The sequence below is a fragment of the Pseudomonas sp. NFACC42-2 genome, assembly GCF_900116055.1.
In the GTDB taxonomy this organism is placed as follows: domain Bacteria; phylum Pseudomonadota; class Gammaproteobacteria; order Pseudomonadales; family Pseudomonadaceae; genus Aquipseudomonas; species Aquipseudomonas marginalis.
This window is the reverse complement of record NZ_FOZO01000016.1, coordinates 53,335-66,504: the sequence shown is the minus strand read 5'-3', so window position 1 is coordinate 66,504 and position 13,170 is coordinate 53,335. Positions and strand designations below refer to the sequence as shown.

The 13,170-nt window shown below is 60.2% G+C and carries 9 protein-coding genes and 1 tRNA gene; 9 read left to right on the top strand and 1 reads right to left on the bottom strand.

Going from position 1 to position 13,170, the window contains the following annotated elements; all coding sequences use genetic code 11:
* Window positions 1-23 precede the first annotated feature (23 nt).
* The 3 genes from rpoD to BM416_RS23080 all read left to right on the top strand — a co-directional run bounded on the left by rpoD (window position 24) and on the right by BM416_RS23080 (window position 5,831).
* A complete protein-coding gene (gene rpoD, locus BM416_RS23090) occupies window positions 24-1,874 on the top strand; it encodes an RNA polymerase sigma factor RpoD (protein WP_065925398.1) in 1,851 nt (616 codons plus the stop codon).
* A gap of 121 nt (window positions 1,875-1,995) precedes the next feature.
* Window positions 1,996-5,739: an EAL domain-containing protein gene (locus tag BM416_RS23085; protein ID WP_092489575.1), complete on the top strand. Its 3,744-nt coding sequence runs from the start codon at window positions 1,996-1,998 to the stop codon at window positions 5,737-5,739.
* Between the two features lie 15 nt (window positions 5,740-5,754).
* Window positions 5,755-5,831: transfer RNA gene (locus BM416_RS23080), tRNA-Ile, on the top strand.
* 74 nt (window positions 5,832-5,905) lie between these two features.
* On the opposite strand, the gene BM416_RS23075 is transcribed toward BM416_RS23080, so the two are convergent.
* Window positions 5,906-6,331, bottom strand: a complete 426-nt coding sequence (locus tag BM416_RS23075; protein ID WP_027605927.1) for a VOC family protein — start codon at window positions 6,329-6,331, stop codon at window positions 5,906-5,908.
* Between the two features lie 111 nt (window positions 6,332-6,442).
* Between BM416_RS23075 and BM416_RS23070 the strand changes: the two genes are divergently transcribed.
* The 6 genes from BM416_RS23070 to pqqA all read left to right on the top strand — a co-directional run bounded on the left by BM416_RS23070 (window position 6,443) and on the right by pqqA (window position 13,104).
* Window positions 6,443-7,312, top strand: a complete 870-nt coding sequence (locus BM416_RS23070) for a LysR family transcriptional regulator (RefSeq protein WP_092489574.1) — start codon at window positions 6,443-6,445, stop codon at window positions 7,310-7,312.
* Window positions 7,313-7,348: 36 nt separating this feature from the next.
* On the top strand, window positions 7,349-7,795 hold the full coding sequence (locus BM416_RS23065; protein WP_032883895.1) for an Lrp/AsnC family transcriptional regulator: 447 nt from the start codon (window positions 7,349-7,351) through the stop codon (window positions 7,793-7,795).
* A gap of 168 nt (window positions 7,796-7,963) precedes the next feature.
* Window positions 7,964-9,646, top strand: a complete 1,683-nt coding sequence (locus tag BM416_RS23060) for a flavin monoamine oxidase family protein (protein WP_092489595.1) — start codon at window positions 7,964-7,966, stop codon at window positions 9,644-9,646.
* A gap of 11 nt (window positions 9,647-9,657) precedes the next feature.
* The gene (locus BM416_RS23055; RefSeq protein WP_092489573.1) at window positions 9,658-10,452 is read left to right on the top strand and encodes a carbon-nitrogen hydrolase family protein; all 795 of its coding nucleotides are present in this window, start codon (window positions 9,658-9,660) and stop codon (window positions 10,450-10,452) included.
* A 48-nt stretch (window positions 10,453-10,500) separates the two neighbouring features.
* Window positions 10,501-12,870: a pyrroloquinoline quinone biosynthesis protein PqqF gene (gene pqqF, locus BM416_RS23050; RefSeq protein WP_092489572.1), complete on the top strand. Its 2,370-nt coding sequence runs from the start codon at window positions 10,501-10,503 to the stop codon at window positions 12,868-12,870.
* A 159-nt stretch (window positions 12,871-13,029) separates the two neighbouring features.
* Window positions 13,030-13,104, top strand: a complete 75-nt coding sequence (gene pqqA / locus BM416_RS23045) for a pyrroloquinoline quinone precursor peptide PqqA (protein WP_003194766.1) — start codon at window positions 13,030-13,032, stop codon at window positions 13,102-13,104.
* The last annotated feature ends 66 nt before the right edge of the window (window positions 13,105-13,170 follow it).

Below are 13,170 nucleotides of genomic sequence, written 5' to 3'. Positions count from 1 at the left end.
AGACCTTCAGTGGATAGGGTGTTATGTCCGGAAAAGCGCAACAGCAGTCTCGTATCAAAGAGTTGATCACCCTTGGTCGTGAGCAGAAGTATCTGACTTACGCAGAGGTCAACGATCACCTGCCTGAGGATATTTCAGATCCAGAGCAGGTGGAAGACATCATCCGCATGATTAATGACATGGGGATCCCCGTACACGAGAGTGCTCCGGATGCGGACGCCCTTATGTTGGCCGACGCCGATACCGACGAGGCAGCCGCTGAAGAAGCCGCTGCCGCGTTGGCCGCGGTGGAGACCGACATCGGTCGCACGACTGACCCTGTGCGCATGTATATGCGTGAAATGGGTACCGTCGAGTTGCTGACGCGCGAAGGCGAGATCGAAATCGCCAAGCGTATCGAAGAGGGTATCCGTGAAGTGATGGGCGCAATCGCGCACTTCCCTGGCACGGTTGACCACATTCTCTCCGAGTACACTCGCGTCACCACCGAAGGTGGCCGCCTGTCCGACGTCCTGAGCGGTTATATCGACCCGGACGACGGCATCGCGCCGCCTGCTGCCGAAGTACCGCCGCCTGTCGATGCCAAAGCCGCGAAAGCGGACGATGACACCGAAGACGACGAGGCTGAAGCCAGCACCGACGACGAAGACGAAGTCGAAAGCGGCCCAGACCCGATCATTGCTGCCCAGCGTTTCGGCGCGGTTTCCGATCAAATGGAAATCACCCGCAAGGCCCTGAAAAAGCACGGTCGCTCCAACAAGCTGGCAATTGCCGAGCTGCTGGCGCTGGCTGAGCTGTTCATGCCGATCAAGCTGGTCCCGAAGCAATTCGAAGGCCTGGTTGAACGGGTTCGTAGCGCCCTTGAGCGTCTGCGTGCACAAGAGCGCGCGATCATGCAGCTCTGTGTCCGTGATGCGCGCATGCCGCGTACCGACTTCCTGCGCCAGTTCCCGGGCCACGAAGTTGACGAAAGCTGGAGCGACGCCCTGGCCAAAGGCAAGGCGAAGTACGCTGAAGCCATTGGTCGCCTGCAGCCGGACATCATCCGTTGCCAGCAGAAGCTGACCGCACTCGAGACCGAAACAGGTCTGACGATTGCCGAGATCAAGGACATCAACCGTCGCATGTCGATCGGTGAGGCCAAGGCCCGCCGCGCGAAGAAAGAGATGGTTGAAGCGAACTTGCGTCTGGTGATCTCCATCGCCAAGAAGTACACCAACCGTGGCCTGCAATTCCTCGATCTGATCCAGGAAGGCAACATCGGCTTGATGAAGGCTGTGGACAAGTTCGAATACCGTCGCGGCTACAAGTTCTCGACTTATGCCACCTGGTGGATCCGTCAGGCGATCACTCGCTCGATCGCCGACCAGGCCCGCACCATCCGTATTCCGGTGCACATGATCGAGACGATCAACAAGCTCAACCGTATTTCCCGGCAGATGTTGCAGGAAATGGGTCGTGAACCGACCCCGGAAGAGCTGGGCGAACGCATGGAAATGCCTGAGGATAAAATCCGTAAGGTATTGAAGATCGCTAAAGAGCCGATCTCCATGGAAACCCCGATCGGTGATGACGAAGACTCCCACCTGGGTGACTTCATCGAAGACTCGACCATGCAGTCGCCAATCGATGTCGCCACTGTTGAGAGCCTTAAGGAAGCGACCCGCGACGTACTGTCCGGCCTCACTGCCCGTGAAGCCAAGGTACTGCGCATGCGTTTCGGCATCGACATGAATACCGACCACACCCTTGAGGAAGTCGGTAAGCAGTTTGACGTGACCCGCGAGCGGATCCGCCAGATCGAAGCCAAGGCGTTGCGCAAGTTGCGCCACCCGACGCGAAGCGAGCATCTGCGCTCCTTCCTCGACGAGTGACACCAGAACCCCCGGCCCAGGCCGGGGGTTTTGCTTTGTACAGATAAAATCCTGCGCAAATCCCCTCCCCCGCAATGCCCGTCTACACTCGAAACATTCCCCGTGCCATAACGAGACCGTTATGCCCAGATTGCCGACTGTGTTACTGCTGTCGCTGCTGACCTGGACCGCAACGGCTGGCGCGTTGACTCTTAGCGATGATGAGCGTGGCTGGCTGGCGGACCATCAGGAGTTGCGCGTGGGGGTGGACGCCTCCTGGCCACCCTTCGAATACCGTGATGAAGAGGGCCGCTACCAAGGCCTGGCGGCGGACTACGTACGCCTGATCCAGGAACGCCTGGGGGTCAGGATCAAACTGATTGAGCCGGTCAATTGGAGTGCCTTGCTGGAGCAGGCACGCCACAACCAACTCGACCTGCTGCCGGGCATCATGTCTACCCCCGAACGCCAGGACTTCATGGCATTCACACGTCCTTACCTGGACTTTCCCATTGTCATCCTCGCCCATGAAGGCGGCGCCCGACCACGCAACCTCAAAGACCTTTATGGGTTGAAGATTGCCGTGGTGGAAAATTATGCCCCCCATGAACTGCTACGCACCCACCATCCAGACCTCAACCTAGTGACCCTGCCCAATGTCAGTTCGACGCTGCAGGCCTTGGCCACCGACGAAGTCGACGCCGTGGTGGGCGACCTCGCGTCGAGCGTCTGGAGTCTGCGCCAGCTCAAGCTCGATGGCCTGTACGTAAGTGGCGAAACGCCGTACCGCTATCAATTGGCGATGGGTGTACCACGGGACAACAAAATACTGGTGGGTATCCTGGACAAGGTTCTCGCCGACCTCAGCCCTGCTGAAACAGAAGCCATCCAGCAACACTGGGTGGGCAGCCTCACCGGCCATCGTACGTTCTGGACCGACCTGCTGATGTACGGCCTGCCCGCGGTGCTGTTGTTGAGCACCGTATTGGCCATCGTCATTAGGATCAATCGCCGGCTGAGTTCGGAAATCTCCCGCCGCGTCGCCCTCGAACAGGAACTGCGCAGCAGCGAATACCACTATCGCGGCCTGGTGGAGAGCCTGTCCGCCATCGCCTGGGAAGCCAGCGTTAGCGATTTCACCTACAGCTATGTGTCACCCCACGCCGAGGATCTGCTCGGTTACCCGCGCGCCCATTGGCTGATTCCGGGCTTCTGGCGCAACATCATTCACCCCGCCGACCTCATCCGCGCCGAAGCCTATTGCTACCGGGAAACCCGCGCCAACCGCGACCACAGCATCGACTATCGGGTGATCACGGCGGACGGCCGCTGCCTTTGGGTGCGCGACATTGTGAGCCTGATCGAACACGGCCATGAGCCAGTGTTGCGGGGCTTGATGATCGACATCAGCGAAGCCAAACGTACTGAAGAGGCGCTGCAGCTTTCCGAGCAAAAGTTTGCTTCCGTGTTTCAGCAATGCCCGGACATCCTGGTGATCGCGCGGCTGTCCGATGGCTGCCTGCTTGAGGTCAACAAAGCATTTGAGGATCAAGTAGGCCTGAAAGCCGCAGAGGTGATCGGAAAAAACGCGACCGCCCTGAATATCTGGGGCATCCCCGGTATCTGTCCCGACCTGTTGCAACGCGTGCAAACCACCAGCATTCGCAACCTGGAAATGCCCTTTCTGCGCAGCAATGGCCAGGCCTTTATCGGGCTGATTTCCGCCGAGCCGTTTCAACTCGACACCACTGAAGCCATTGTGGTGGTGGTCCGCGATATCACCCAGCTCAAGGAAACCCAGCAACAACTGCAAATCTCCGAAGAGAAATTCGCCAAGGCCTTCCACGCCTCTCCCGATGGCTTGCTGCTGAGCCGCCAGCGGGATGGCCTGCTGATTGAAGTGAACGATGGTTTCAGTCGCATCACCGGCTTCAACAGTACGACATCCCTCGACCAATCGACCCTTGACCTGGGCATCTGGGTCGATCTTAACGAACGCAAGCACATGCTGGAGTTGATGCATCGAGATGGATACGTGCGTGACTTCATCTGCCATATACGCCGCAGCGACGGGCAGATCCGGCTGTGCGAAGTCTCCAGCCGGCCACTGCCAATTGCCGGTGAAGACTGCATGCTCACCATCGCCCGGGACATCACCGAGCGCCAGTTGATGCAGGAAAAACTGCAACAGGCCGCCACGGTATTCGAGAGTACCGCCGAGGGCGTATTGATCACCGACACGCGCCAGAACATCAGCGCCGTCAACCGCGCCTTCAGCGAGATCACCGGCTACAGCGAAGCCGAAGCCCTTGGCCAGACACCGCGCCTGCTCGCCTCCGGCCTGCATGACAGTGCCTTCTACGCCGCCATGTGGCACCAGTTGACGGCCCAAGGGCATTGGCAGGGCGAAATCTCCAACCGCCGCAAGAACGGTGAGTTGTACCCCAGTTGGCTGACCATCAGCGCCGTGCGCAACCGCGACCAGTTGATCACGCATTTTGTCGCGGTGTTTGCCGACATCTCCAGCCTCAAGCTGGCCCAGGCGCGCCTCGACTATCAGGCGCACCACGACCCACTGACCGGCCTGCCGAACCGCACGCTGTTTGAAAGTCGGCTGCAGGCGGCCCTCAACGGCCATCAGGAAACCGGCAAACAAGGCGCGGTGCTGTTTCTCGACCTGGATCGGTTCAAACACATCAATGACAGCCTCGGCCACCCGATCGGCGACCTGCTGCTCAAAGACATCGCCGTACGCCTCAAGGAGCAACTGCGTGACATCGACACCGTCGCGCGCCTGGGCGGCGATGAATTCATCATCCTTCTACCCGGCCTGCAACACGCCAGCGACGCCGAGCAACTGGCCAATAAGCTGCTGGCCTGCTTCACCCCACCGTTCCAGGCCGGCGAACACGAGTTCTTCATCAGCGCCAGCATCGGCACCAGCCTGTACCCCCAGGACGGTACCGACGTGGCCACCCTGGTCAAGAACGCCGACGCCGCGATGTACCGCTCCAAGGCCAAGGGGCGTAACCGGGTCGAAAGTTACACCCGCGACCTGACAGCCCAGGCCAACGAGCGCGTGGCACTGGAGCACGAACTGCGGCGAGCCATCGAACGTGATGAGTTGGTCCTGTATTACCAGCCAAAACTGAGCCTGCTGACACAAGGATTGATCGGCGCCGAAGCCTTGATCCGCTGGCACCACCCCACCTTTGGCGACGTCTCGCCCGAACACTTCATTGCCCTGGCCGAAGAGAACGGCATGATCCTGCAGATTGGCGACTGGGTGCTGGAGCACGCCTGCCTGCAAATGCACACCTGGCAAAGCACTTTCGATGGTTTTGGCCCGCTATCGGTCAACCTCGCCGGCGCGCAACTGCGTCACCCTGGTTTACTGGCTCGTATCGAACAGCTACTGCGCGACTACAGCCTCGAACCGGGCTGCCTGCAACTGGAGATCACTGAAAACTTCATCATGAGCCAGGCCGAAGAAGCGCTGGCAGTCCTGCACCAACTCAAGCGCCTGGGCGTACAGCTGGCGATCGACGATTTCGGCACCGGCTATTCGTCCCTCAGCTATCTCAAGCGCCTGCCCCTGGATTTCCTGAAGATCGACCAGTCCTTCGTCCGCGGCCTACCTGACGATCCCCACGACGTCGCCATCGTGCGCGCCATCATCGCCCTGGGCCACAGCATGCAATTCACCATCATCGCAGAAGGCGTGGAGAACCCCGCGCAGCAAGCCTTCCTGGCCGCTGAAGGCTGCGAACAGATGCAGGGCTACATCGTCAGCCTGCCGCTACCGCCCGAGCTTTTTGCGGCTACCTTCCTTCACAGGAGCATTGAGGATTTTTCGGATAGCACAGTGGAGAAACCATCGTTATAATCCGCGACCTACTGAGGGCCTATAGCTCAGTTGGTCAGAGCAGAGGACTCATAATCCTTTGGTCCACGGTTCAAGTCCGTGTGGGCCCACCAATTCGAAAGCCGCGCATTGCGCGGCTTTTGTGTGTCTGGCCTAGACGTTTTGCGTGGGTGGGTTGCCCACAACCTTACTTCGCAAACAACTGCCCAATATCCCTGAACGCCTTGAACTCCAACGCATTGCCGCACGGGTCGAACAGGAACAATGTCGCCTGCTCCCCCACCTGTCCCTTGAACCGAATATGCGGTTCCAACACAAACGTCGTCTGCCGCGCCTGTAAACGGTCTGCCAGGGCGTGCCAATCCTCCCAGCCCAGCACCACGCCAAAATGCGGCACGGGCACGTCGTGGCCGTCGACGGCGTTGGTGTGGGCGGCTTCCTGGGAGGCGGTTTTCGGGTGTTCGTGGATCACCAGTTGATGGCCGAAGAAGTTGAAGTCGACCCAGTGTTCGCTGGAGCGGCCCTCCTCCAACCCAAAGACGTCGCCGTAGAAGTGCCGTGCAGCGGCGAGATCGAATACCGGAATTGCCAGGTGAAAGGGCGCGAGTGTCATCAGTTCAAACCTCTATGGGCGTTAGTAAGCCGAGTTTAGCCTTGCTCCCAACGATGAAAAGACGATAGTTTTTGCGTCGAGCTCAAAAAAATTTGATGAATCGGGACATCCATGCTGCGTGAATTGAAGACCTTTATTGCGGTAACGCGCCACGGGACGTTTGCGGCAGCGGGCATGCATATCGGGCTGACGCAGTCAGCGGTGAGTGCCCAGATTCGTCAATTGGAGCAAGCGCTGGGCGTGCAGCTGTTCGACCGCACCGGCCGCCAGGCCACCCTGAATGCCGCCGGTTTGCGCGCATTACCCTTGGCCAAGGAGATTCTGGAAACCTTCAACCGCATTGCGGTGCCGGTGAATACCAATGAATACCGGGGTGAGTTGAAAGTCGGTGCTATCACTACGGCTCAAACCGGTTTGCTGCCCCAGGCGTTGGTGCGCTTGCGCCAGGCCGCGCCAACGGTTGAGTGCAAGTTGGTGCCTGGTGTCTCCCTGGAGCTGTTGAACCAGGTCGACGCTGGAGAGTTGGATTCGGCAATCATCATTCGACCGCCCTTCGACCTGCCCAAGGAGCTGTATGTGCAGGTGCTGCGCAAGGAGCCGTTCGTGTTGGTCGTGCCGAACACATTGGTGGGCGACGACCCTTTGCACCTACTCAACACCCAGCCCCATGTGCGCTATGACCGTGCTTCGTTTGGCGGCCGACTCGTGAGCCGGTTTCTGCGCGAGCAGAAGCTTGAGGTGCAAGTGGCGCTGGAGCTGGATGAACTCGAAGCCATCGTCAGGATGGTGGAGTGTGGCCTGGGCGTATCGTTGATTCCAAAGGCAGGCTTGTGGCTGGAGCGCTCGCCCCAAGTAAGAATAATCCCGCTGGGCAAGCTGACATTTTACCGCGAGATCATCCTGCTGAGCCGCTACAGCCAACGTCACCTGCCGGTGCCACAACTGTTTGCCCGCTGCCTGCTGGCCGATCCAAGCCTGTAGCATGCGTTCCTATTGCCGCCCGTCACGGAGCCCCACGTGCCTGTTCTAGATGAAATCGATCGCCAGTTGATCGCCGCCCTGCAGATCAACGCCCGCGAAAGCGTGGCCATGCTCGCCCGGCAGTTGGGCATTGCGCGCACCACGGTGACGTCGCGCCTTGCGCGCCTGGAGAAAACCCAGGTGATCACCGGTTATGGTGTGCGCCTGGGTCAACGCGTTGCAGATGGCGGCTTGCAGGCCTATGTGGGGATCACCGTGCAACCGCGCTCGGGCAAAGAAGTGCTGCGCAGGCTGAGCGCCATGGCCCAGGTTCAACAATTGTGCGCGGTCAGCGGCGAGTTCGATTACGTGGCCTGGTTGCGCACCGATTCGCCGGAACAGCTCGATCAATTACTGGACCAGATCGGCAGTGTCGATGGCGTGGAGAAAACCACCACATCGATCATCCTCAGTAACAAATTGGATCGCGGCCAACCAATCTGACCACCTAATTCGTCACTATGACTAAAAACAATTCATTCCGACGACACTTTGCGTCTTATTAACGAACGCAACGCTCCCTAAACTGGCTGCCATCTTTTCCTATACTCAGCGGGTTACTTCCCGCCGAGTCGTCAGCAAGGGCCCGCCATGAGCATTCCGTCCAGCACCATCAGCAAGACCCATCGCCACCCTGCCGACGGTAAAAAACCCATCACCATCTTTGGCCCGGATTTTCCGTTCGCCTTCGATGACTGGATCGAACACCCCGCCGGACTCGGCAGTATCCCCGCCGCCAACCATGGTGCTGAAGTGGCCATCGTCGGCGCCGGTATCGCCGGGCTGGTCGCCGCCTACGAGCTGATGAAGCTGGGCCTCAAGCCCGTGGTGTATGAGGCCTCGAAGATGGGCGGCCGTTTGCGTTCCCAGGCCTTCGAAGGCGCCGAAGGCATCATCGCCGAGTTGGGCGGGATGCGTTTTCCGGTGTCATCTACCGCGTTCTATCACTACGTCGACAAGCTGGGCCTGGAAACCAAACCCTTCCCCAACCCACTGACGCCAGCGTCCGGCAGTACGGTGATCGATCTCGAAGGCCAGACCCACTACGCACAAAAGCTATCCGATCTGCCTGCGCTGTTCCAGGAAGTGGCTGACGCCTGGGCCGACGCCCTGGAAGCCGGCTCGCAGTTCGGCGATATCCAGCAAGCCATCCGCGACCGTGATGTGCCGCGCCTCAAAGCGCTGTGGAACAAGCTGGTGCCCTTGTGGGACGACCGCACCTTCTACGACTTCGTAGCCACCTCCAAGGCCTTCGCCAAGTTGTCGTTCCACCACCGCGAGGTCTTTGGACAAGTGGGCTTCGGCACCGGTGGCTGGGACTCGGATTTCCCCAACTCCATGCTGGAAATATTCCGCGTGGTCATGACCAACTGTGACGATCACCAGCATCTGGTGGTCGGCGGCGTAGCCCAGGTGCCGATGGGCATCTGGCGCCATGTGCCGGAACGATGCGCCCACTGGCCCGCCGGTACCAGCCTGAGCTCGCTGCACCGCGGTGCACCACGGGCCGGGGTAAAACGCATTGCCCATGCTGCCGATGGCCGTTTCGCGGTGACCGACAACTACGGCGATACCCGCGAATACGCGGCCGTGCTCACCACCTGCCAAAGCTGGCTGCTGACCACCCAGATCGAGTGCGATGAAACCCTGTTCTCGCAAAAGATGTGGATGGCCCTGGACCGTACGCGCTACATGCAATCGTCAAAGACCTTCGTGATGGTCGACCGCCCATTCTGGAAAGACAAAGACCCGGAGACCGGCCGCGACCTGATGAGCATGACCCTCACCGATCGCCTCACGCGCGGCACTTACCTTTTCGACAACGGCGAGGACAAACCAGGGGTGATCTGCCTGTCGTACTCGTGGATGAGCGACGCGCTGAAAATGCTCCCGCAGCCCATCGACAAGCGGGTGAAACTGGCGCTGGACGCCTTGAACAAGATCTACCCGAAAGTCGACATCAAGGCGCGCATCATCGGCGACCCAATCACTGTGTCCTGGGAGGCCGACCCGCATTTCCTCGGGGCCTTCAAAGGCGCGCTGCCAGGTCACTACCGCTACAACCAGCGCATGTATGCGCACTTCATGCAGAAGGACATGCCCGCTGAACAACGTGGGATTTTTATCGCCGGTGACGACGTGTCCTGGACTCCAGCATGGGTGGAGGGCGCGGTACAAACCTCATTGAACGCGGTGTGGGGCATCATGACCCACTTTGGCGGCAGCACTCACCCCGAGAACCCGGGGCCGGGTGATGTGTTCGATGAGATCGGGCCGATTGCCCTGGCCGATTAAGGAGTTACGCCATGCGTGTCGCCCTGTACCAATGCCCGCCGCTACCGCTGGATGTAGCCGGGAACCTCAAGCGCCTGCACCAGCTCGCGCATGAAGCGACCGATGCCGATGTGCTGGTGCTGCCGGAGATGTTCCTCACCGGTTACAACATCGGCGCCGAAGCCGTAGGTGCATTGGCCGAAGCGCAGGATGGGGAGTCTGCGCAAGCCATTGCCGAAATCGCACAAAACGCCGGGCGAGCCATTCTGTACGGCTATCCGGAGCGGGCCCAAGACGGGCAGATCTACAACGCCGTGCAGTTGATCGACGCCCACGGCCAGCGCCTGTGCAACTACCGCAAGACCCATCTGTTCGGCGATCTGGATCACTCGATGTTCAGTGCCGGCGATGATGATTTCCCGCTGGTGGAACTCAACGGATGGAAGCTGGGGTTCCTGATCTGCTATGACCTCGAGTTCCCGGAAAACACCCGACGCCTGGCCCTGGCCGGTGCCGAGCTGATCCTGGTGCCCACCGCCAATATGGTGCCGTTCGACTTTGTCGCCGATGTCACCGTGCGGGCGCGGGCCTTCGAAAACCAGTGCTATGTGGCCTACGCCAATTACTGCGGGCACGAAGGCGATATCCAGTACTGCGGGCAAAGCAGCATTGCCGCACCGGATGGCCAGCGAATCGCCCAGGCGGGCCTGGATGAAGCCTTGATTGTCGGGACAGTGGACCGGCAATCGATCCTCGACGCCCGCGCCGCCAACCATTACCTGCAAGACCGGCGTCCCGAGCTTTACGGCCCGCTGCACAAGCCCTGATTGAATGGGTTTGTTAGCATAGGCACTTGCCCCGTTCTGGAAGTGCCCATGCCCGCCCCGGCCCACCTTTATCCCGTTCACCTGACCCTGGCCAATGGCCTTCGGGTTTCCCTGCGCCATGCACCGCGCTTAAAACGTTGCGCGGCGGCGCTGCGGGTCGCTGCCGGTAGCCACGACGTGCCGTTGGCCTGGCCGGGGCTGGCGCATTTTCTTGAGCATTTGGTGTTTCTGGGAACCGAACGCTTCCCTACGGGCGAAGGCCTTATGGCCTACGTGCAGCGCCACGGCGGCCAAGTGAATGCAAGCACCCGCGAACGCACCACGGACTTCTTCTTTGAACTACCGGTTTCAGTCTTTGCCCACGGGCTGGAGCGACTGGCGGACATGCTGACCCATCCGCGCCTGACCCTGGAAGATCAACTGCGCGAGCGCGAAGTGCTGCACGCCGAGTACGTCGCCTGGTCCCAGGATGCCAAGGCACAGCAGCAGGTGGCGCTGCTTGAAGGCTTGGCAGCGGATCATCCACTGCGCGGCTTTCACGCGGGCAACCGCGACAGCCTGCCGGTGGAGCGCGAGGAATTTCAAAAGGCACTCAGGGAATTCCACGGACATGTCTATCAAAGCGGGCAGATGACCTTGAGCCTCGCCGGCCCGCAGACGCTGGATGAGCTGGAAGACCTGGCGCAGCGTTTCAGCGCGCAACTGATCGCTGGCCCCTTGCATCCGCAGGCCTCACCACCGGCCTTGATGCAAGGCCAGGCTCGGCGCTATCAACACATCGACAACAACCACCTGCACCACGTCATCACCTGTGAAGGGCCCCGCGAAGCCCTGGATTTCCTCTGCACCTGGCTCAATGCTTCTGCGCCGGGCGGGCTGCTCGCCGAGTTGAAAACCCGACACTTGGCCAGCGCCCTGCAGGCATCGGTGCTGTACCACTTCGCCGGACAAGCCGTACTGGATATCGACTTTACACTCGACAGCAAGGACGAACCGACCACACCCATTGAGACGCTGCTGCACGACTGGCTGAGCTTTTTCGCCCACAGCGACTGGACGCCACTGCGCGAAGAATTCGCCCTGCTGAACGCTCGCCAACAACAGGTCCAGGGCGCCCTGGCATTGGCTCGAAACGACAGCGAAGACCTCAGTGAACAGGGCGTCGCCACGCTCAAGGCCCTGCTTGATTCACTGCACTTGCCGCCCGCCGAACATCGTTGGCAACTGCCCCCGAACAACCCGTTCCTGCGCCCACCGGCCAAAGAAGAACGCGCCGGCCTGATCCGTGGCCAAACCAGCGCTCACCGAGGCTTGCGCACGTTTGCCCAGGATCGTTCACGGGGGCGAAGGGACGTATCGGCGCTGACCTTCAGCCAGGCCTTGGCGGATGACGGCGATGAAGGCGCGCTGTACGTGCAGTGGCGCTTCGACGCGCCAGCGCCTGCCGGGCTGGAAAACACCTTGCAGCCATTGCGTGAGCATGCGCGCCAGGCGGGCGTCGAATTATCGTTCGAAGCCACCGGCAATGATTGGCGGGTGAAAATGATGGGGCTGCACGAGCCGATGCCAGCCGTGCTGGAGGCGTTGGCGCAACACCTGAACCTGCCGCAGGAAACTGCCCCGACACCTGCGCCCATGATCGCTATCCGGGAACTGCTCCAGGCCCTGCCCGCGTGCTGCGCCACCGGCCATGCCGACGCCAGCGAACAGCCTGGATCCTGGGCCACTGCACGCTGGCACGGCCTGGGGCTGAGTCTGCCCGCCGCATGTGAAACGTTGATAAAGGCGGCCGCCGCCCGTCTGCCTGGGCAACCTGCACACTTCGAACCGTCTCTTCAACACCTCGGTGGTCAACGTGTGTGGCATACGGTTAAAACTCACTCAACCGAAGCCGCCGTGCTGCTGTTTTGCCCGGCACCCAGCCAATCCCTGGCCGATGAAGCCTCATGGCGGCTGCTTGGGCACCTGCTCCAAGGGCCGTTTTACCAACGCCTGAGGGTCGAGTTGCAGTTGGGCTACGCCGTATTCAGCGGTGTCCGACAGATCAACGGGCAAATCGGCCTTCTCTTCGGTGTGCAATCACCCAGCGTTTCACTGGCAGGTATCGTCGATCACCTGCAAGCCTTCCTGAAACACCTACCGTTGTTGATCGACGGCACCGGTGACGTGGGCAATCATGCCTTGGCACAGCAGTTCTGCGCTGCGACGTTAGCGATCACCCAAAGCGCCGAACTGCTTTGGCACGCGCGCCTGGCGGGCCATCCGTCGGATTACCTGTACCGGCTTCAACAGCTGATCCAGGCCCGCACACGGGAGGACCTGCAACACGCGGCCCAACAGCTGCAGGACGCGACCGGCGGCTGGCGATGCATCGCCAACGGCCCACCTGTCGACGAAATCTGGCAACCAGCGAGCTGATCATTGCCAACCCTGCAACAGGCTTTTTCCACCAAGACAGCGCTAACTTGAGAAGAATTGCGTAACATTCCCACGCACACATCTGAACATCTCCGACTGGAGGTGGACTATATGTATTACTTGGTAGTAAACGTCCCATCCCTTCGTAGGAGTAAGAATATGACCTGGTCCAAACCTGCTTACACTGATCTGCGCATCGGCTTCGAAGTCACCATGTACTTCGCCAGCCGCTAAGCCGCTGGGTAATACAACGCCTCGGTTCGCCCGGGGCGTTTTTGTTTTGAGCTTTGCTTGATGGAG